This window comes from Photobacterium gaetbulicola (assembly GCF_003025515.1).
Classification (GTDB): Bacteria; Pseudomonadota; Gammaproteobacteria; order Enterobacterales; family Vibrionaceae; genus Photobacterium; species Photobacterium gaetbulicola.
Genome location: NZ_PYME01000030.1, coordinates 49,800 through 71,982 on the forward strand (window position 1 = coordinate 49,800; position 22,183 = coordinate 71,982).

The window sequence follows — 22,183 nt, forward strand, 5'->3', positions numbered from 1 at the left end:
ACTGCTGAATGAGCTACTTTCAATTGTTAATGATATCAGAAACCGGGAAGTTGGTACTTCAGCTTAACACTGAACGAATCTACGTCATTGGCATCGATAAAATAACGGTTAACAGCCAAGCTAACTTGCCACTGCGGAGTGAAAGCATAACTCAATTCTAAGCCTAAATAGGGATCCACACCGTCGTCATCATGGGTAATTACCTTTCCTTGATATAGGCTCTCTATATCTGCCTGCCAAAACATGGCGCCCACTACTCCGGCAAGTGATACTTGATGTTGCCGCCAGAATGCATAACGAGTATCGATACCAAAACCTTGCACCAGTACAGGCGTTATTCGAGATACAGATTGATGCTCAGCGTCTGTCAGACCAAGCCCTCCGGCTAAGGTCGCCGCTGCTTTGCCCTGATCAATATACCTAATCGTTACATCCCAATCAGGCGTGATCGAATAACCTACCCCAACAGCCCAGTAAAGATCATCATCCTCGATATTGATGATCTCTGCTTGGGTCGAACCCAAATCATCTCGAGCTTTACTCATGCCGATATCCGCCTCTACATACCAACCAGCCTGAGCCTGTAAACTGAAAGGCAGCATAAACAACAGTATCATGCGTATCAATGAACGGCTTTTGGAAGCCCCCCACTTACAAAGCGCTAACAACATCAGCATCATTATCCCTACTCCACCCATGCTGCCTCCTCCTGAATTTTTCACGTAGGTTGAACTGACATTACGGACAGTGACCTTGACGTTAGCTACCGACGTCAAACCAAACATATCTGTAATTTGATAGCTGATGGTATCTATCCCTTCAAACCCGGCATCAGATTGATAACTCAAGGTTTGATTGCTATTAATCACAACCTTACCATTCGTCGCACTAGCAGCGAGTATTGCTAATTGATCGCTATCAGGATCGTAGTCATTTGCCAGAACATCGATAAGCACCGTTTCCTGAGTGACAGCTTGTGCATCATCTGCCACCGCAACCGGCGACTGGCTGTTAACAACCGTGACGGTAGCCGTCGCAGTGGCAGTCCCTCCTCGACTATCTGTAATACTGTAGGCAATCAACGCCTCACCGAGGTAGCCCGTTTCAGCCGTATAATAGAGTTGACCATTAATGATCTCAGCCTGGCCGAAGTTAACCGACGCATTGACAATACTGAGGGTATCCCCGCCTACGTCACTGTCATTTGCTAACACATCAATCATGACAGAAGCATTCTTACCCACTATCGCGGTATCAGGCTCAGCGACGGGAAGCACGTTTTCACTGGCTTTTGCCGCTACACCGCCCGGATCCATAATGCTACCGTTTACCGTACCATCATCATCATTCGGGCCACCATCTTCTATCGTGAGCTGAACACACCAATCTCCCTCTTTAAGGCCAACAACCCAAAGTTCACTTCCTGGCGGCGGGCAATACCCTGCCTCACCCGCGGTTGACGACAAGTAGTTATTACTGTCTATGACAAAATCAAACCACCCATTCTCCTCCGAGTATTTTCGGTAAACAGCATTGGCCGGAATAGGAAGACGCTGAGGAAAGACCACCTGATAAGTTTGACCTGGCGTCGGTAGTCCGTAAGCGATGAAATCGAACACCCCACCGATATTGGTTGCTTCCGTATCGCTTCCAAATTCCTGCTCAACCTCGTCATCAAATAACTGCGTTCCTCCCGATGCATTCGCGGCAACACTCACACCTTTACGCAAGCAGACCCCTGGGTTCCCTTCGATCAGGTAGCTATCCGACTCGAGAGCACGCTCTTGGAGGACATTACATTCATTGATTGCATCAAGGTAATCAGGGATACCATCATCATCGCTGTCGGCAAAGCCCTCTTCGCTATCAGGCATCAAATCACCATCACTATCCTCAGTGCCAAGCGAAGCCAATTGCGAGACCACCTCGAAATAAATGTCCTTTTTCACCAATGCCGGAACAGAAGCATTATCCATCACCGTCAAGCTGATTCGATAATGCCCTGGCAAAAGCGACTGGGGTGAAAACACAAACTCCTCTTCATTATCACTTTGGTTAATGATCAAAGGCTCATCCGTATCCCAGCTATATTGGTGGCTATCCAAAACATTTGCGTCAATAACCGTAGTTCTGATGGTGACCAAATCGGCACTGTTGGTGATCAACTGACGATTTTGACCAGACTGACTCACAGTAGCTGTTAGCTGAGGTGGAATATTGTCCTCTTTGATAAGCAGGTGGAACACTGACTTGCTACCAAGATTCACGCTTTGATCCAAGGTGATAATCAACTCTTCATCGCCTTCACTGATACCATCAGCAGCTACCGAAAACGTGATCGAACCTTCCACACCGTCTTCAATAACAACTTTGCCTTCTTCCAGGTCGTGGTCTTTGTTATCCACACTTCCCGATATGGTGTAAGGGATGACAACAGGGTAGCTCGGAGAGGCCCCATTTAAGTGAACCTTAACCTGGTGACGACTTCCTTCCGCTGTCACTCTGTCTTTTTCGATAGACACTAACGGGTGTACCATGACTCGCTGGCTTGCCTCCGCAGTATTTCCTTGGGCATCTTTGGTTTGCCAATAAGCAATATTCTTACCAGGAGGGAAGTAAAGCTGATTATCGACCAAAGAAACACTTAGCGGGTTACCCACAGAATCAAATGCTGAGGCAATACCGAGATCAACTTTAGTAAAGAGTCCTGTTGCGTTGACCTCAACGTCATCGGGTTCATTGATAACAGGTGTTCCTAACTGAACATCTCCTTCGATGGTTAAATTGACCGTCGCACTGACTAACTCACTGTGTTCATCAGTAACCAAATAGCTGATTTCAACATTGCCGGTAAAGCCTGCGGGTGCAACAAAATTAAGCTTGTTATTCTCGATTGTTACTGTTCCCACGCTGGCCTGGGCCGCAACAATGCTCAATTCGTCACCATCCACATCGACATCATTGCTTAGCACATCGAGTTCAAACTGATTTTGCTCCGTATATGTTTCCGTGATGGTGTCGTCAACGATAATCGGCACATCATTGACCGGCATAACGGTCAGGTCCACCATGGCAATGTTAGACACGTCACCAGTCAAGTCCTTGACCTGATAACTAAATAAGTCATCACCGAAGAAATTCTCAATGGCCTGGTAACGTATTGCGCCGGTCGGCGTTACACTGACCGTCCCGCCTTGTGGCATTGTCACAATTTCTACCGATGAAACGTCTAGCTGATCACCCTCGTCGACATCGTAGTCATTGCCCAAGACGTTAATCTCTAGCGTGCCCTCCTCGAGCAATTGAGCTTGGTTATCGATAGCAACAGGTGAATCGTTGACAGAAGTAATCGTAACAGTCACCGTTGCGGCTAACGACTCATAGCCATCGCTGTCAGTAATAGAGTACGAGATCAATTCAGTGCCATTAGCATCCGCATCAGGTACATACCTTAGCTTTCCATCAGCGAGCACTGAGACTGAGCCTATATTCAAAGAGCCTTGGTCAATGAGGGTGATCTGTTGAGATGCAAACCCAGTCTCGCCACTACCATCTTCGATATCACTGTCGTTCGACAAAATTGCGATATCAACTGGCTCATCTTCGAATGTCGTAACTTCATCATCTCTGGCAACAGGTCGGTCGTTAATTGCCCCTACCAAAATCTTGATTTCTGCATTTTCCGATGCGAGTCCTGCTTCATCGTAGATGCGGTAGATCAATTCATCTTGGCCAAAGTAATCATCATTGGGCATATAACGAATATTGGCGCCGTCGACTACGGTAGCCACACCGTACTCAGGATGAACCACTATTTCGATATCCCCTGCTGGTGTTCCCTCTTCAGAGTCCGAAGCAGCAATCCTTACCGCCAAATCTAAAGGGTTGTCCTCTTTCGTTTTTTCGTTAAATGCAGCAGCGACCGGTGCATCATTAACAGGTGTGACTGTTATGGTGACCGTTGCCAGTTCAGATTGACTTAAATCGCTATCTTTGACTCTGTAGGAGAAGATATCGGTACCATTGAAATCATTTTCAGGCTGGTAGGTCACTTTTCCTGTTCCAGTATCAAACTGAGCAGTACCATGTTCTGGGGCAGTTTCTATGCTAACGCTGGATACCACCAGATTCTGATCGATATCGTAATCATTGCTCAGAATGTCAATCAGTACGGACTCATCTTCATTTGTCTCCGCAATGTCATCAACAGAAACCGGCGCGTCATTGACATTCACCACTTCCAGGTTGAACGCCACAAGGCTCACTGTCTCGGTGCCGTCACTGACATGAATCACGATGTTCGACGTGGTGCCGACATCGTCGTTGCTCGGCGTGCCGAACAACTGCCCGCTCGCGGTATTGAAGCTCGCCCACGATGGCTGGTTGTCGATACCGAAGGTCAGCGCATCGTTGTCGAGATCACTGGCCACTGGCGTGAAGCTGTAACTGGCATCCTGCTGGACGCTGGTCGCTGGTGTGCCCGAAATCGTCGGCGCGTCGTTGACGTTGACCACCTCTAGGCTGAATGGACCAAGACTATCCGTCTCTACCCCATCACTGACATGAATCACGATGTTCGATGTCGTCCCGACATCATCGTTGGATGGCGTGCCGCTCAGCTGTCCGGTGGCGGTATTGAAGCTCGCCCAAGACGGTTGATTATCAATGCTGAAGGTCAAGTCATCATTGTCGATATCGCTGGCCACTGGCGTGAAGCTGTAGCTGGCGTCCTGGTTGACCGAGGTCGCCGGGGTACCCGAAATGGTCGGCGCGTCATTAACATTGACTACCTCGAGATTGAACGCCGCCAGACTCGCAGTCTCGTTGCCGTCGCTGACACGAATCACGATGTTCGACGTGGTGCCGACATCGTCGTTGCTCGGCGTGCCGCTCAGCTGCCCGCTGGCGGTATTAAAGCTCGCCCAACTCGGCAAATTATCAATGCTGAAGGTCAAGTCATCGTTGTCAATATCGCTAGCCACTGGCGTGAAGCTGTAACTGGCATCCTGGTTGACCGAAGTCGCCGGGGTGCCCGAAATCGTCGGTGCATCATTGACATTGACCACCTCGAGGCTAAATGGGTCTAAACTATCCGTCTCTACTCCATCACTGACATGAATCACGATGTTCGATGTAGTCCCGACATCGCCGTTAGTCGGCGTACCGCTGAGCAAACCGCTGGCGGTATTAAAGCTCGCCCACGAAGGCTGGTTGTCGATACTGAAGGTCAAGTCATCGTTGTCGATATCGCTGGCCACTGGCGTGAAGCTGTAACTGGCATCCTGCTGCACGCTGGTCGCCGGGGTGCCCGATATCGTCGGTGCATCGTTGACGTTCACCACTTCAAGATTAAACGCCGTCAGACTCGCAGTCTCGTTGCCGTCACTGACATGAATCACAATATTCGATGTAGTCCCGACATCGTCGTTGCTCGGCGTGCCGAACAGCTGCCCGGTGGCGGTATTGAAGCTCGCCCAAGCCGGCAGATTGTCGATACCAAAGGTCAGCGCATCGCTGTCGATATCGCTCGCCACTGGCGTGAAGCTGTAGCTGGCACCCTGGTTGACCGAAGTCGCCGGCGTCCCCGAAATCGTCGGTGCATCATTGACATTGACCACCTCTAGGCTGAATGGACCAAGACTATCCGTCTCTACTCCATCACTGACATGAATCACGATGTTCGACGTAGTGCCGACATCGCCGTTGGATGGCGTGCCGGAAAGCACACCGCTGGCGGTATTAAAGATCGCCCAGGTTGGCAAATTATCAATACTGAAGGTCAGATCATCGTTGTCGATATCACTGGCTACTGGCGTGAAACTGTAACTGGAATCCTGCTGGACGCTGGTCGCCGGGGTACCCGAAATGGTCGGCGCGTCGTTAACATTCACCACTTCCAGGTTGAACGCGGCCAGACTCACGGTCTCGTTTCCGTCGCTGACATGAATCACGATGTTCGATATAGTCCCGACATCATCATTGGTTGGCGTGCCGGAAAGCAAACCGCTGGCGGTATTAAAACTCGCCCAACTCGGCAAATTATCAATGCTGAAGGTCAAGTCATCGTTGTCGATGTCGCTGGCCACTGGGGTGAAGCTGTAGCTGGCATCCTGGTTGACCGAAATCGCCGGCGTCCCCGAAATCGTCGGTGCATCATTGACATTGACCACCTCTAGGCTGAATGGACCAAGACTATCCGTCTCTACCCCATCACTGACATGAATCACGATGTTCGACGTGGTGCCGACATCGTCGTTGGTCGGCGTGCCGCTCAACTGCCCGCTGGCGGTATTGAAGCTCGCCCAACTCGGCAAATTATCAATGCTGAAGGTCAGGTCATCGTTGTCGATATCGCTGGCCACTGGCGTGAAGCTGTAGCTGGCATCCTGCTGCACACTGGTCGCCGGGATGCCCGAAATCGTCGGTGCATCATTAACATTCACCACTTCCAGGTTAAACGCGGCCAAGCTGACCGTTTCCGTGCCATCGCTGACATGAATCACGATGTTCGCCGCGGTGCCGACATTGTCATTGGTCGGTGTGCCGAACAGCTGTCCGGTGGCGGTATTGAAGCTTGCCCAAGACGGTTGATTATCAATGCTGAAGGTCAAGTCATCGTTGTCGATATCGCTGGCCACTGGCGTGAAGCTGTAGCTGGCATCCTGATTGACCGAGGTCGCCGGCGCCCCTGAAATGATTGGCGCTGTGTTACCTGCCGACGAGGGTGTCACCGTCAGTCTGAAGGTTAGGTCATAATCGGGAAAAACAGCACCATCTAAATACAGATTTCCATTAGGATAAAATGGTGGGTTTCCGTAATTAGCTGACTTGCTACCATCCGAATAGTTAATGCTATGACAATCAGCGGGCATTAGCGTAAAAAGATAAGTATTCCCTTCAGTAACAGGTACAGAGTCGGTAAGGGAAATTTCACTAAAACTATAACCATTCTGCTCTGTACTGGTGATGAACGTATTAGTGAAATTCCATTGTTCTTCACTACCTATTGACGCACCTTTACTACCACTAAATTCATAAAATTGAATTGTACATGTAGATGATTGGTTTGAAACAAGTTCTACTTTGGTAACCACACCAGTTGCAGGAGCTTCAAACGTCTGCCCCCACTCCGAACCGTACTGGCTAGAAGACCAAATATTAAACGCCCAGCCATTGGTGTCATTTACCACAATCGCACTGTTCACTTGCCCAGAATATATTAAACCCAAGGTTGCACTATAAAAAATTATAGCTCTCCAACAATTTCTCAAGCTATTTGGACTAAATCTAAACAAACCATCCATATCTATTTCTCCCCCAGTTACCACATCCTTGTGGTGCTCAGCCCTTTATAGTGATCCTCGACAATTATCTATGATGAACTAGACCCCTTCCTTAGTTGCGCGATGGAAATACCCCCACTAGGGAAATGATGTGGTACAGCCCCAAATACGGGTTTCGAATTCCAAATGCTTGGTTTGAACCTGTGTTTCCAACTGCCACCGTTCCGCCACCGCTCCCCTGCACGCGCACGCCACCAAGAGAAACAAGATCAGCATCAGCAGGGTTCGCGGCATAGGCTGTTTGTAAACCCATACCTTCGGTCGCATTCGCTAAAACAGCATTATCTTTAGCAGACGTATCGCCCGCTTTTTTAGAGGCCATCACTGACACCTCAACGCTACCGCCACCGCCAGACGGGTTAAACGCAGCCACATGTGAATGTTTAGGAAGATTGTCTAAACTCAGCGTCGTAAGTTCAGAGCCATAGCTCTGGCCCCACATTATTGTTGACAAACCTTTTCCTTGCCCTACACCCACAGGCGAACGCCCCTGTAAATCAGGTAAGCCAAGTGTTGTTCTACCATCCCCACCAAACGTGGTTCCAAGCAAGGCAAAAACCGCCTCATTGTTATTAATTGGCAGCAATTGTCCTTGACAAAATGAACTGCCTTTCGGGGCAAAGTTGAACCCAACGGTATGAATACTTCCTATATAGGTTTCCATGAACTTTCTCCTTACAATTAATGGAGATAGTCACGACTACATAACTGTGAACTATCAGCAAGGTGGTGAATATTGATTCGCCTACCCCAAAATCATCCCGGCATCTAGCTGGTAAAACACGGCGAACTGATAGCCGCTGTAATAGCCCGATTGGGCGACGATCACATCCAGACGCACTGCGCCGTCTTTGGCTGCCACAATCAACCCCTTTTCTTTATCAACCGCCAACACGGTACCCGGAACGCAGCCATAGCTTGGGTGGGAGTTGGCAGTGATTTGCATGACATTGAACGTGCCACCATTGACTCGAATCGCCACGCCACCATGATGGGGATTACCGGCCCGTGCCGCACCGATAAAATCGGCCACGGTATGCTCGGACCAACTAAGCTGGGCATTATCAGCATTAACTCTCGGAGCCAGCGACACCTCGCCTTGTTGCGCCCGCCATTCAATGGCACCAGCTTCGTAGCCGGCGATAAAATCGGCCACCAACTGCGGGGCGGCTTGCATCACACGTAGACTGAGGCTCTGATGATTATCAAAAGGATGAATAGCTAGCGGCGCTTGCAAGCCTATCTCACCGCTATCGATCTGCTGAGTTAGGCGGTGCACAGTCAGTTGGGTTTGGGTAAGGTTATTGCGCAATTGCCAATAGATGGGGTTGCTCCCCCGGTAAGCAGGCAGATCGGACGCATGGAGATTAAAAATCTCACCATCGAAGTAGTCACAAACCTGCGCATCGATTTTATGAGAAAATCCGAAGACTAACCCCGAGCTGGCTTGCCAGTAGTCGAACTGGGCCAGCAAGCGAGTATCGTTCAGATCAACCTGGGGAATATTTGCCTGTACCAGTTGCTGGCGCAGTTGTGGCAAATCGCCGACTAATCGGCAGTCACCGAGATCTTCTAGTGATAACGTCACCACGCCCGCCAGCCTGTTTTGACTCGCGAGCAACTGAATAACGGGAATGCTGACGCAACTGGTAGTAAAAACGACGACCTTGTTTAAGCGTTCCATACTCTGATCCTTTTGCACGCTTAGGCTTTGACGGGAATAAACCGAGGCAATCCCGACAACTGATAATAAAAGCCAACTCGCTCTCCCCCTCGGGCAACAAAACACTTGTTATCGGGAACCGAAGGCGTGGCATCGACGTAAAACGTCATGTCCGGTAAGGGGTGCGTAATACCGGAGTCATACTCATCAACCACTTCGTCGCCAAACGTATAGATACGTGCATAGATCGCCAAAATTCGCTCTGGCATATCAATAACGCCATCAGGTAACACCAGCGTGCCTGCCTGAACGACCTCAATATCATTGGCCAGCGTAATGGGTTGCATCGCCAACAATGCAGTCTTGGAGATATGTAATATTTCACCCAGTTCAACTCGCTGCTCACGAGCAGTTAAGTTGGATGAATGGGTATAGGCAGCAGACTGCCACTGTTGGTTAAATTCTGTATCGCCGTGTACCATGATGGCCTGTACAGAGATGGACTGCGGCACCATAATGCCATCAAGACTCAAGAACTGAGCCTGGTGCCGGGCAATGCTTAGCTGTCCCTCCTGGGTAAAACCGTGTTGTAGCGCCTCAAGCAACAGAATGTCTATCGCGCCCTGAGGCTCATATTGTGTGGCATCTGCCTCGACGATAGCTTCAACATAGTCCGATACATCCAGATCTTTAACCAATTGGCGCAATGACTGAATCGCGCCAGGCTGGATATCAACGAGTACGACCTGTAACTGGCTACTGTCAACCCCACCTTCATCTTGGTAATACTGCAACAATGGCAGTAAAAGTGGGGCAAAGGGGCCACAAGCCGGATAGAGCAAACGCACTTGCTTCCTGTTGCTGAGCTTGGCTCTGATCGCTTTATCTAACCCACGAACGAATCCACGTAATCGGTAAACATCTTTGATGGTGGTGCTGCAATTGAGTGGCGACATAATCAGCCCTGTTGCGCTGACATATTGACAGGTAAGAAGATCCTCGGTCAAAGCCGCCTGCGCCATTGACAACATGGCCTGATCGTACATATCGGTAAAAAGTGCAGTTAACTGCTCATGCACGGTCACGCTGTCAGTCAACACCGCTGTCATCGCTTGGGTAAAGCTCTGCTGCAGTTTCAGCTTGCGCTCGGCCTGGGATAACTGTTGCTGCGCCAGGGACTCCAGTTGCTGACGAATGGAAAACTTCAACAGGTTATCAACGGCGGGATCCGCAAAATCGAGCTCGGCTTTTGGGTGATTCGCCATCTGTAGTTGCGCTTTCATCTCTCTTCATGCTCCGTCTTTGGTTGAAGTTGTGCCATTAGCCAATCATTGACAATGCAATCGAAAACCAGGTGAATACGAGGCGTATGACCTCGGTGATAAACGGCATGTTCTGCAGCCGCATTGATGTACCATAATTCACGTTCCCCAATCTTTAGCGACTTCCCTCCTACAACGAACTCCACACCAGGATCTGTCTGCAGACAAAAGTGAAGACGGGCTTGGCCCTCAGACAGGACTAGGCCATGATCACAATGTGGCTTAATAATTGAGCCCGGACCCAGCTTCATCAAACGGGCAGATAAAACAGTACAAGGAAATAACCGTAAAAAACGAGCGATATGGGGTAGCCCATCTAAAATGGGATAATTTTCATAATCGTCAGGGCCTGCTGACTCCTCAAAATTAAAAGCCTGTAAGATTGGTGAACGGCCAGCATGTTTCACAAAGCCTCTCAACGGAAGTACAAGCCATTCCCCTTCAAAACATGCTTTATTTACATGAGTAAGCCATCGGCCATTATTATCTTGTGTAAAATCCCACTGTTCCGAGTTAGATAAATCCAACTCTTCAGGAACGCTTAGTTGAGAGAAAATCACATCCATATTATTCTCTAATAAACAGAAGGTGGCTTTATTATCAAAAAAGTAAATATTATAAATCGCTGATCACACGCCATATTAACGAGCATATCAATGCCGAAAAACCAACTCTAACAGTCAAATTTACTTATATGATGTTTACCTTTTTATAATTAACCATTATTCAAACGTTTTCTATTACAGTTTATTACAGAGCTAATTCAGCTTATGACTGCATCAATAAAACGGCACTATGACTGTGCAATTATTATCAAAATTAAACTTTGATTTATTTAAAGCACTAGCTGTCACGCAATCATCGAGTCCACTTCCAATTCATGCCCTTTAAACACTTTAAAATCAGTTGCTGCAAATCGCACTCTACCTCGTTTTCGTTCAATCAATAGAGGAGCTGAGATTCCTTCTGATTGCAGCTTATCAGCCAATTGCTTCCTGGCTCGGTGTATTTGGATGTTGACATGGTTTTCAGACAACCCGATATCCTTTGTGAGTTGCTCAATAGTGCGCCAACCCTGTAAATGCTCGGGCATATTGGCTTTCTGATCTTGGCCTTTGTAACGCGCTAATAGCGCCGTGAGATAATGATGGCTCCTTATCTCACAATCAATATCTGCCCTACTATTTTTGAGCGTGAGTTCCGTAAGTTCTTCATCTTGACTAATGTTGAATATATAACAAATATCATTGCTCACATTACCATCTGAAATGAGGGTTTCTTTTTCTGCAGCATCAGCCCCCTTGATTAATTTCCATATTGAGTGAGAAAATTCAAGCAGCTCGCCATCATAAAGTTTTGTCGGCGTTGAGTCAGCGATAGTTTCGCAATACCAACACTTTTCCACCACATCATAAAATATGATCACTTCAGGGGAATTTTCTGAAGGAAGAAAATGATAATGTTCAAGCAAGATAGGTTTTGCATTGGGCAAGTCAGCACTGGATTCTGACTCAAGGGGGATTAAGACATCTTTTGGTTCATCAAGGTTTTCGACCACAAAAGTGATGTTTTTTTTGTTCGCAAAACAAATTTTATCCTTCACCGCTAGCTTATAAAGCTTATTCGGTGAAATGGAATCGCCATTTACCCAAACGCCATTTTTACTGAGATCCCGTATATACCAGATGCCATCAATCCATTCGATAACCGCATGAATGCGAGATATCTCTGGGTTGTCGACTAATGTATCAACAGCAGTAGCTAGTCGACCAAATTGATGGAATGCTTTCAAATAAAGAGGATAACGCGAATTTCCCGATGTTAAATAAGCCATAGTTAATCCTTGCTGTTAGCGAATAGCTTTATCCGGTATATAACTTTGTCATATCTAGACTTTAGCGTGATGAGAACGTGCTGCCTATTACACAGGCATTACAAGCGAAGCCACCCACTGTTTGTTCTTGTTGGCTTAGACATAAAAGCCTTGCTGGCAAATACTCCTTTCATCCTTCAACGCGTTTTGCCAGTGCAGCTTTACCGGCACTTGGTACAAGCGCTCATTCGCCAGTTGCGGCCAAATATGGCAGAGCCCAGGGACAAAAACTTTTACGGTATAAAGCGGAACAGGCTCACGACTGTAGTCCAGAACGAGTGTTTCGTAGTTAAGGCTCTGCAGTTGCTCGACAATGGATAAGATATCATCCTTCATATCCCCCGAGCACAGCAAGCACGGCTGAACGGCTTGACGCTCAGGTGCAGGATATAAGTACGGCCCCTCTTCCACCGCATCGAAGTCAAACGGCGCCCCTTTTTGATTACGCACGGGGATCAACTGGCACAACTCAGTCAGCGCACGCTGGGCTGCCAACTCGGGTTTTAAATGGCAGCCGAAGCCAAAAATAAACCCTTTATGTTGCTTATGCTGGCCAACGGCAACCATCACTGGTACCCCGGTATCATTGGTTACATCAAGCACCCAGAATTCATACTGTTTGGATAATGAGTTTGCTATTGGTTGAAGCAGTTCTGGCGGTATTTTATTTAGCTCAAAAGGCGGTCGAGTAACACGGTTATACCACCATATTGATACCGCATCTCGCTCGATCAGCTCACACAATCCTTGTAAAATTGCCTCTTCACGGGTATTGCCGGCCGATGCCCCGTTTGAATGCCAGCGACCATATTTTTCATCGACAAACGCCAACTGTTCAGTATGCTCGCTCTCGATTTCAATATTGGTAAAACAGCACGTCAGGGGAACATATACATGCTCTTCTTTGGTCAACGACCAGGTTTCAAACCAATAGATTTCCTCATTACGATATGGCTGTACTGCTTGCTTTCGCTTGGACTCAGGATCGTTTCGGTCTGCAAACCTCAGGTATTGTCGCTCACTGTATGGCGTCAAAGATTGGAAAGGCACATACCGCAATGATAAATCATCGGGGCAAGATTTTAGCAACGGCTCATTCCCTCTGAACTGAGCGTTCACCCTTTCAATCGCCTCGCACACCGCGCTGACCTGTGATTGCACAGGGCTGACGCCTTTACCCAGACAAATCTGAACAAAACTATTTTGGTCAAACGGCTCCTGAGTATTTTGCGGCGGCGACTTAAAAAAACTGGTGCGATAAATCTCCACCTCTGCATCAGGTGTACTCTCAAAATGCTCAAGATGACTAACCACCCCAGTAATTGGACTGATGAAGGGGTTTAACTTATCCAATGTTTGCTCTGCACTAATACTTCTCGAACCGCCATCTTCCGCATATACCGCCAGACAGCTTTCGAGCTTTACTGGTCCTCGTTTGGATAAACAGCCATGTTGCTGCAAGGAACAAACAACATCGTGATATTCGGCAGCTGATGTATCAATATCATAGACTGCTAACTGATAACTTTCGGCTCTTAATTGCTTAAGCAGCACCCCACTTAACTGCTGACATTGCTCGGCATTTATACGAGCGCCAACTTTGAACGAGTAACCATGACACCGCTCAGGCCACTTCTTAATCAACCACTTCCTCACCGGTTGATTATCAAGCAGTTGTGCTTGTAGCTGATGATATGCTGAAAACTCAGCAGCACCGAATTTTGGGGTAAGCCAAACCTTTTCTCCACCGACTTTAATCACAATGAACTCAGTATTTAATGGCAGGTCAGATATTCTCGGGTCTAACAAGTCATCAACGAATACCAGTGTTAAAAGGGCCCTTTTCCCGCAAGACTGATATACCGCTATATCCGCCATAAAGAATTGGAATTCTTCACTACCATCAAATAGCTCAGGCAAGGTAAACGCCGACAAATTGAAGACCGTCATATGAGCAGGAAAGCCATGTACCTCTGCACTTTTGATATCGACACATTTCTCAGTATCAAATCGTGGCCGCTGATATTGCTCGTCAGTATCACCATCAAGCAGAAGATTTTCCGCTGTAAGTTGTTCTATCTGAAAATAAAAAAGCGCCGCAGTTTGCGGATCGTAAACATCGCGAACCCGCAAAATATCATCCGCCGATTTCGAGCCATCAATAAACTGCATCAAGGGGAAATGCAAAGCCGGCAAAAACCATTGCCCTGACGATGACACCAACAGTACATCACCGTTATCAAATAGATAATGGTTTAAACTCGGATGCCATTTCAATACGCTCGAACTCCCCATATTCAATGCCTCTTCCGCTTAGCTATATCAACGTCTAGCTTGGTGGCTTGCCAGATTTGAATCCAGCGAAAAGAAATTGCTAGCGTTACTGTCTAGCAGGTTATGTAATTCAGCCTCAGACAAGTCGTCGAGCTGTGCAGCGATATCCTTGGTCGTAAACTGCAAGTGATCGGGATGCGGATAGTCCGTACCATAAAGCAGCTTATCCGGGCCAATGATATCGATAACCTGCCGCAAACAAGGCTCGCCAAGCTCAATGGATACCCAGCACTGCCGCTTGAAATACTCGGAAGGCGGCATGGTAATAGTGTCTTTGGTCAGTGAAGGAAATTCTGGATAACAAATATTATCGAGTCGCCACAACCAATGCGGCAGCCAGGATGCACCAGCCTCAAGAAAAGCAAACTTGAGTGTTGGGTACCGCTCTAAAACGCCAGCGTCCAGCAAAGATAGGAAGGCCATTTGAATTTCCATTGAGTGAGAGCATGCATGCATCGCAAAGTGAGAGTCAAACCGCTCTGTACCGGCGGTAGGCAAATTCGCATGGGTACCGCCGTGTATCGCAATACTCACCCCGTTCGACTCACAAGCCTGCCAAAACGCTTCATAGTCATGATGACCGAGCGCACGCCCAGCAACCACTTCCGGTCGAAGCGTAATACACCGCCACCCGTTCGCTATGATGCGGTCCAGCTGCGCTAACATGGTATTTGGATCATGCCGGCTGATCAGGCCGACGGCGTTTAATCGGCCAGGATCGTAGTCGCAGTATTGTTTCAACCAGCTATTGTAGCCATCTGCATAAGCTAGCGACACTTCAGCAGGTATGTGGTTATGGTTAACTATCATTCCGCCAAAGGTCGGAAAAATACTGGCAACCGCAATATTGGCTTCGTCCATACTTGCCAGCTGAGTATCTGGTGACATTGCTTTTAATCGCTCAGCCTCGCTATTTTTGACCTCTAAACAGGCAAGCTGAAGCGCCTCCCCCCAACCGGACAATACCGTTTTGTCCCCAATCATAAATGTCGGAGGAAGCTTCTTCGAAGCCGCAAATCCCAGCCGTTTGACTCTTTCCTGCATTGCCTCTTCTGTATCATGCACCAATGATAATGGGTATCTGGCAAACACCGCATCATCAACATACTGGCGCCACATATCCAGCGGCTCCATAACATGTCTATCAGAATCAATTATCCTTTTATTTTGCATAAACATATCCATTTGTTGTGAAGTCATGGTTTATGGGCACGTAAATGGATACTGCATCCCATCGGAATTATATTGCGCTAGCGCAATTGCCTTAATGGCATCATCAGTAAAGCCATCAACAGACTTCGGTGGCGCAGGATAGTTGAGTTTGACTTCATTATATAAGCCGCACCATCGTTGATTCTCTTTATCCCACATGGCCTCCTCTGGTGCTTGTTTGAACTTAATATTGAAACCCCAGGGGTTTACGAAACCAACAAGGCTTGTTAGTGCATCCAAGCCGTGAAGCTCAAGCTGCTCGGCAAAATCAGGGGTACTACTTCCGCCACCATTACCTTTCGTCGCCCAACATAGGCTGATCCCTTGCAAAAGCGCACAACTAAAATTCACAAAGTCTTCTGACAGGCCTTCACTATCGCTATCGTCAGTTGTCCCCATCAAAGTTGGAAACATCTGGTTGTAGGCAGCGATAGCACTTGCATACTCTGCGGGATCTTCGGGGGCTGGAGGTAAGTTGATCACAAATTCATCATTAATCCCGAACCAGCCAGCTGTCGGGCCTGGCATCCAGCGCGTATTCAATGGAAAACCATTTTCCAGCGGCTCGGGTATAAAAACAAAAACTTTGGCCGTCCAAGGCAGAGGCTTTTTATTCGGTAATAAATCAATAAATGCCTCCCACTCGAGAATGTTATTATTTTCTTCCAGCAGTCCGATTTTAAATTGCTCATCATTCCACGACTTTGCCACTGCTTTTAAATATGCAGTCCTAAAACTGACAATCGACTTAAATGATGATTTATAACCAGCAACGCTTGTACCCATAACATAACCCTCTCACAATTAGTGTGTTTGTTCTTTTAACTGTAACAAGTAGTGTTTTGACTGCTGTAATGTCTGACTGTTTCCTCTTAACTCGGCCAACTTAATTGCATGTTTTAAGTCTGAGCTAGCCCTGGAATAATCAGGAATGTCCTGCTGCAAGAAGCAATTTGCTCGCCTTTTATAGAGCTCGGCCTCATAGCTATAGTCATTAAATTTTTCACATGATATTAAGCATTCGTCAATGAGCTTGATAGCCGCTGATGTTTGCCCATTACGTATCAGCGTATCTGCATGTAATGATCCATAATACGGAATAAAGGCATTACAATTCATCTCTCTCAGTGCCTTAACAATACTAGCTTCTGTATCAACATCCGGTAAATCCAAGGACCATAAATTTAACAATGATGCGTAACCTTTATAGGCGGGAAGGTTATAACTATCAGACAGTGTAATTATCTCTTCGGAGTAACGCTTTACCTTCAGTTTATCGGCGTTGAACTGGGCAACAATGGCTTTGTAAAGCAAAGCAATACATATTGAAGGAACGTGCTCTATTTCCCTGGCCCATTTCACGGCCTTTATACCACTCGCTTCTGCTAGATTATTATGCCCCTGATAAGAGTATACAATACCTAGTATCGACTGAGCCCAAGTGTATAAATCCAATCCGTATAAATATATCAATGCTTGGTGTTCTTTATCATTATAGAGGTTAACAACTTTCAAAAAAGCGGATTTTGCTCGCTCAAATTCGGCTTCGTTAAAAAATATAAAACCTTGCATAATATAGGCAGCCAAAGCCATATCAGGGTCATTTTTATTTTTCAGAATCCCTTTAAGATGATTATGCAGGCTGACCATCCCGTCTTTTTGGCCGACGACAAAATAATAAACAAAAGTAGACACTAAACTCCAAACCACACTCCGACTGTACTGTGACGGTGTTAACTCGGCAAACAAGCTCTTTGTTTTATCAATACGCTCATAAACCTGTTGATGTCCCCAGCCAAGCTTCAGCATCAAAGCTTGCAACAAAATACGATTGATCTCAATCTTATCTACAACAGTCGCTGGCGGTGACACTTTCTCGATCCAACAGCAAACTCTTTGACTTTGTTCAATTGTTTCTTCTATAGCAAAACTAGCTAGTGACGCGTTTGCCGATGACGTACCAAACTCAATCGCCAACTCATACTGTGAAGCTCGGGCAAAGTGCTCGGCGACTTCACCGGGCTGCTCGCTCACCCTATCCGGGAAGTTATTGACTAACACCTCAGCGATTCGCAAATGCGCATTTTGCAACGTTTTCTTATCCATGCTTTCATAAGCAGTATCCCTTACTAAGGCATGCTTAAACAGATACTTATCCCCTTCAATTTGGCGTTGCGGATAAACCAATTCAGCTTTTACCAATTCCTCCAAATCAACTTGGATCTCTGCTTCATCCTTACCTGAAATCAATACCAGGAGATCATAATCAAACGCACGTCCAATCGTTGCAGCAAGCTGTGCTGTAGGTTTTGCGTATCTAAGCCTGTCTAACTTCTGATGAAGTAATTCTCGCAAGGTCGCCGGAATCTGATTCAGATTATGTTCATTAACCAAATCAACAGTACCATTCACTTTCCTAACCAGTTTTTGCTCCTGTAGCGTTAGAACCAACTCTTCGATGAACAGCGGAATACCATCTGCACGTTCGTTCAAAAATTCCTTTAGCCTAGAAGACAAAATCTGCTGGTCGAAAAGAGAGTTCACGAAAGTCATCGCGACCATATGATCTAGGCGCTCGAGATGAACAGTGACGAAAGAAGTACCTCCTAGCAGTGAGGGAAGTGGTTCGCGGGATGTATTGAACCAAGCGTGTTCATTAGCATTAAACGAGTCCGATTCAGCGATGAACTTAATGAACTCAACACTCGTTGGATCAGCCCAATGCAGGTCTTCAAAAATGAACAAGTGATGCTTCGAATACTGGATATTACTTGAGATGCCGGAGCGTACTTGGCACAAGAGATAGGCAAGTATTTCAAACAGACGCTGTTTCTGTAAGGCTGGCGATAAGTTACCGAGTATATAGGCCCTCTCCCGACAGCCATCCACCTCCAAGTTCAACCACAAGGCCAAAACAACAAGTCCCTGAAGTTTATGCTCTTGAGGTAATGGAAGTATGTCTATTGCCTGATTTAGACGATCTAACCTTTGCCCATCATTTAAAGGCTCTAACGCATACTTCGCTTTAAGCATATTCAGTATGGGAAACAGAGCGTTGTTCTGGTGTTCAGGCAAACATTGCCCGACTAAATGCCGCCAATCAGCTTTTCGCTCCCTGAGTTCAAAGAGCAGGCGAGATTTACCAATTCCCGCCTCACCCTCTATATAGGCAAATTTCTTTGCATCACAACATGAAAGCAAATCGTCTAATACAGAGACTTCAGTTTCCCTGCCAATGAAGGCATGGTTCTTCCTTGTGCTTCGTAAAAAACCAAATGCTTCTGACAAACGTTCAGAACGTAATAAATACATCCTTTGCTCAAAACAGTCTTCACAAGCACTTTCCTTCTCACCGCCAATCAAACGCTCAAAATTAAGATGGCTCTCAAGTAACTGCTTGACGTTTTCCGAACAGACAATTTGTCCTGGCAGGGCAATTCGGCTGAATTTCATAGCATCATGGGCAACTTTCCCCTCAGGAATATGACCAATCAAACTTTGCATGAGCCCTATTTGAATTCCCATCTGGATTTGGCTAACAATGCCATGACTACCTTTTAATAATGCATTCTTTTTCTTTATATTGCTTGCAATCTCTAGGGCTGCGCGACTACATAAGCGACTGTCATTATCTGTGACTGACGGATAGCCAAAATAAAATAGTAGAGTATCCCCCAAAGTACCTACATGCACGGCGCCATAACGGCTTGCAATATCAATGCTCTGTTGAAGTTGATCACTATGGAAAGTATCAATCACATCTTGCTCTATAAAATGAGCAGTCTGATGTTGTGTATTTATGACTCCTGAGCTCAATATCACACTCAAAACAGTGATCTGTTTACGCTCAGTGAGCCTTGAGTATGAAAAATTCCCATCATTTATCAAGGTTTCATCATACTGACTCGTCGATGGAGCAGCAGTTCTTTCACCTTCCACATCATAGTTCGTATCAGAGACCGATTTACATACAAGGTTTGAAAAATTCAACTTCCTGAATTCATGATATAACTCTGCAGTATTTAACGGCCTTTCTTGAGGTTTTTTGTTTAATACCCGACGGAATAGTTGGGAGGAACTATGCCCAGCTAAAACACCAAGTGGGATATTCGTTGGGCTGAGCTGCTGATGAAAAATGGCGGCAAGGCTTCGACCGGTAATAGTTGGTACTCCGGTCAAACACTCAAGAAAAACTAATCCCCAGACATAAATATCAGTCTGAGCTATAGGCGGTTCACCACGCAACTGCTCTGGCGAGCTATATGTGGGTGTTCCTAGTGTTTCTTGGGTCAGGGTAATACTTTTATAATCAAGCTGTCTGAAGTCACTATTTAATGTTGCGATACCAAAATCAAGAACTTTAACATGTATTTTAGCTCCGACTTTATATAGCATTATATTTGAAGGCTTAATATCACGATGGATTACCCCTTTTTCATGGGCGTGAGATAAGGCATCCAAGACGCAAGCCATAATTTCTGCCGTATCTACAGGGTTTAAAGCACCCTTTATTTCAATATGTTCTTTTAGTGTTCGCCCATCAATATATTCATATACTGCATAAATCAGTGAATCACCTTGTTGCCCTTTATCAACAAGGTTAACAATATTTGGGTGATTGAGGCGTCGAATTAAATCAGCTTCTCGATTAAAACGTTCTATATATCGTCTTGCTTTGTCTTTATCGAAGGCAGCGCTAATGGTCAGAAACTTGATAGCAACAAACTTTTGGGTACTATGCTGAATGGCTTTATACACCTGACCAAAACCGCCCTCACCTATCTTTTCTAATAACTCATAATCAGGCGAGTTAAAAGCCGTTTCTACTGAATATTGACTGTGGAAATCCATTTCCATTACAAATTCTCGTTATTCTGTTAATGATCATACTATAAAATTATTCACCGTTGATAATCCTAAGAGGACCACATATTATCAATAACGAACTTCAGCTAAACATAGGTGTTCTTCATTAAATGATCAAACAACAATAACTCAACGTGTTTCATAATGTGAGTTGGCACTCATCTCCACTCCCTTCTACAAGTAAATATCAGCCTCGTGATATGAGGAATATTTGATACATCGCTCATTTTTTCCAGTTCAATTGATAGATAGATGCCTTTAATCCATGGTGGCTGATAAAATTACAGGCCTTATTCACCACTCTCAAACCCCATGTCAAACAACCGCGTTGCAAGTTTCGAGGCCGGAAGGCTTCTGGCCCTTCTCGGCGTCATCGCTATTCATAGCCAGATTTTCATACAAGCACCTTTAATTAACAGCGAACCTTGGCTGGGACTGCTTATCAACCAACTCAGTCGTTTTGCCGTGCCGCTCTTTTTCATCATGGCGGGTTATTTTATCGCTCCGAAACTTTCGGCCCTGCCTTCAAGTACAATGAAGCAATACAGCCTGCCATTGCTGAAAGTCTGGCTGGTATGGAGTGCAATATATTTCCTTGTGCCCTTTAACCTCCAGTTAGCTTGGGAGGCAGGCTATCTGGCTGAGCGCAGCGGCTATTGGCAATATCTCCTCTCCCAGCCGCTCAATACCCTATTCGAAGGCAGTCTGGTTCACCTCTGGTATCTTCCTGGATTAATTTGCGGCCTATCCGTCATTGCTGTTTGCTGCCATCTCAAAAAGCAAAACCTTATCCTGCCAATCGCCATTGGACTTTATCTGTTTGGCCTAGCCGCTGGCAGCTATAGTGCCCTAACCGGCCTTGAATCGCCGCTGTTCACCCGCAACGGACCATTTATGAGCACCCTGATATTAGCTGCGGGCTTCAAGATAAGGCAAAGCGCTTGCCAGCTAAGCGCTCGTAACGCTGCCGCTCTGGCGATATGTGGTATGTGGTTGCATATGGCAGAAGCGGTGTTTCTGATGCGCTATGACGTACCGTTCAATATGCATGACTTTCTGCTGGGTACGCCGCTATGGGGAGCCGGTCTTTTCCTCATGCTAAAACAGCGCCCGCTGTTTGGCCAATCAATCGCCAAGCTTAATATCAGCAAGCATGTACTGGGGATCTACCTACTCCACCTGCTGATCATCATCTATTTGATGCAGCTCCTCCCCCTGTTGGGTATCACAGGCTACGCCAACGATATTTTACGCTTTGTCCTGACCTGCCTGATCAGCTACGGTGTGGTTGCTCTTATCAATAAAACCCCACTTCGGACGCTACTTCTCCGGTAACGGTACCCAATCGAGTAGGAGGAGGCCTCACGGCCTCCGTCCTCTCACACCACCGTACAAGCGTGGGTCGCATACGGCGGTTCCGAATATATTTTCAGTGACTCATATCCATCTCTCAATGAGTACATGCCCATCTCCTTGAACCATTTAACTGGCATGGCCTGATTGAGCTGCGGCGATAAAGCCAGATGCCACCATCCTTTCTCTGACATCGCTAGCTTCCAAGCATTGCGCT

The 22,183-nt window shown here is 46.6% G+C and carries 11 protein-coding genes and 1 pseudogene; 1 reads left to right on the plus strand and 11 read right to left on the minus strand.

Features of this window, described 5'->3' with window-relative positions; genetic code table 11:
• Positions 1 to 35 precede the first annotated feature (35 nt).
• The 10 genes from C9J03_RS21530 to C9J03_RS21575 form a co-directional block, all read right to left on the minus strand.
• On the minus strand, positions 36 to 6,731 hold the full coding sequence (locus C9J03_RS21530; RefSeq protein ID WP_162845587.1) for an Ig-like domain-containing protein: 6,696 nt from the start codon (positions 6,729 to 6,731) through the stop codon (positions 36 to 38).
• Positions 6,732 to 7,395: 664 nt separating this feature from the next.
• On the minus strand, positions 7,396 to 8,007 hold the full coding sequence (locus tag C9J03_RS21535) for a phage tail protein (protein WP_044623219.1): 612 nt from the start codon (positions 8,005 to 8,007) through the stop codon (positions 7,396 to 7,398).
• 81 nt (positions 8,008 to 8,088) lie between these two features.
• Positions 8,089 to 9,027, minus strand: coding sequence for a methionyl-tRNA formyltransferase (locus C9J03_RS21540; protein WP_052829758.1), 939 nt, complete (start codon positions 9,025 to 9,027; stop codon positions 8,089 to 8,091).
• 20 nt (positions 9,028 to 9,047) lie between these two features.
• The gene (locus C9J03_RS21545; protein ID WP_044623218.1) at positions 9,048 to 10,289 is read right to left on the minus strand and encodes an SAM-dependent methyltransferase; all 1,242 of its coding nucleotides are present in this window, start codon (positions 10,287 to 10,289) and stop codon (positions 9,048 to 9,050) included.
• The gene (locus tag C9J03_RS21550; RefSeq protein WP_044623217.1) at positions 10,286 to 10,894 is read right to left on the minus strand and encodes an aspartyl/asparaginyl beta-hydroxylase domain-containing protein; all 609 of its coding nucleotides are present in this window, start codon (positions 10,892 to 10,894) and stop codon (positions 10,286 to 10,288) included. The genes C9J03_RS21545 and C9J03_RS21550 overlap by 4 nt, the downstream gene beginning before the upstream one ends.
• Before the next feature lie 284 nt (positions 10,895 to 11,178).
• The gene (locus C9J03_RS21555) at positions 11,179 to 12,162 is read right to left on the minus strand and encodes an FHA domain-containing protein (protein WP_044623216.1); all 984 of its coding nucleotides are present in this window, start codon (positions 12,160 to 12,162) and stop codon (positions 11,179 to 11,181) included.
• A 135-nt stretch (positions 12,163 to 12,297) separates the two neighbouring features.
• Complete coding sequence (locus tag C9J03_RS21560) at positions 12,298 to 14,478, minus strand: YcaO-like family protein (RefSeq protein ID WP_162845588.1); 2,181 nt, start codon at positions 14,476 to 14,478, stop codon at positions 12,298 to 12,300.
• A 45-nt stretch (positions 14,479 to 14,523) separates the two neighbouring features.
• Positions 14,524 to 15,708, minus strand: coding sequence for an amidohydrolase family protein (locus tag C9J03_RS21565; protein ID WP_107291747.1), 1,185 nt, complete (start codon positions 15,706 to 15,708; stop codon positions 14,524 to 14,526).
• 30 nt (positions 15,709 to 15,738) lie between these two features.
• The gene (locus C9J03_RS21570; protein ID WP_044623214.1) at positions 15,739 to 16,533 is read right to left on the minus strand and encodes a BMA_0021/BMA_0022 family TOMM bacteriocin; all 795 of its coding nucleotides are present in this window, start codon (positions 16,531 to 16,533) and stop codon (positions 15,739 to 15,741) included.
• 18 nt (positions 16,534 to 16,551) lie between these two features.
• The gene (locus tag C9J03_RS21575; protein WP_082060602.1) at positions 16,552 to 20,604 is read right to left on the minus strand and encodes a TOMM system kinase/cyclase fusion protein; all 4,053 of its coding nucleotides are present in this window, start codon (positions 20,602 to 20,604) and stop codon (positions 16,552 to 16,554) included.
• Positions 20,605 to 20,925: 321 nt separating this feature from the next.
• Here C9J03_RS21575 and C9J03_RS21580 point away from each other — a divergent pair, with 321 nt between their 5' ends.
• Positions 20,926 to 21,948: an acyltransferase family protein gene (locus tag C9J03_RS21580; protein ID WP_044623213.1), complete on the plus strand. Its 1,023-nt coding sequence runs from the start codon at positions 20,926 to 20,928 to the stop codon at positions 21,946 to 21,948.
• Positions 21,949 to 21,992: 44 nt separating this feature from the next.
• On the opposite strand, the pseudogene C9J03_RS21585 reads toward C9J03_RS21580, so the two are convergent.
• Positions 21,993 to 22,183, minus strand: a pseudogene (locus tag C9J03_RS21585) (hypothetical protein); the annotation flags it as partial.

What these genes read in the sequence shown, in the direction of transcription:
- C9J03_RS21535 (WP_044623219.1), bottom strand. Translation starts at nt 8,007, where the DNA reads ATGGAAACCTATATAGGAAGTATTCATACCGTTGGGTTCAACTTTGCC.
- C9J03_RS21540 (WP_052829758.1), bottom strand. Translation starts at nt 9,027, where the DNA reads ATGGAACGCTTAAACAAGGTCGTCGTTTTTACTACCAGTTGCGTCAGC.
- C9J03_RS21545 (WP_044623218.1), bottom strand. Translation starts at nt 10,289, where the DNA reads ATGAAAGCGCAACTACAGATGGCGAATCACCCAAAAGCCGAGCTCGAT.
- C9J03_RS21550 (WP_044623217.1), bottom strand. Translation starts at nt 10,894, where the DNA reads ATGGATGTGATTTTCTCTCAACTAAGCGTTCCTGAAGAGTTGGATTTA.
- C9J03_RS21555 (WP_044623216.1), bottom strand. Translation starts at nt 12,162, where the DNA reads ATGGCTTATTTAACATCGGGAAATTCGCGTTATCCTCTTTATTTGAAA.
- C9J03_RS21565 (WP_107291747.1), bottom strand. Translation starts at nt 15,708, where the DNA reads ATGCAAAATAAAAGGATAATTGATTCTGATAGACATGTTATGGAGCCG.
- C9J03_RS21570 (WP_044623214.1), bottom strand. Translation starts at nt 16,533, where the DNA reads ATGGGTACAAGCGTTGCTGGTTATAAATCATCATTTAAGTCGATTGTC.
- C9J03_RS21575 (WP_082060602.1), bottom strand. Translation starts at nt 20,604, where the DNA reads ATGGAAATGGATTTCCACAGTCAATATTCAGTAGAAACGGCTTTTAAC.
- C9J03_RS21580 (WP_044623213.1), top strand. Translation starts at nt 20,926, where the DNA reads ATGTCAAACAACCGCGTTGCAAGTTTCGAGGCCGGAAGGCTTCTGGCC.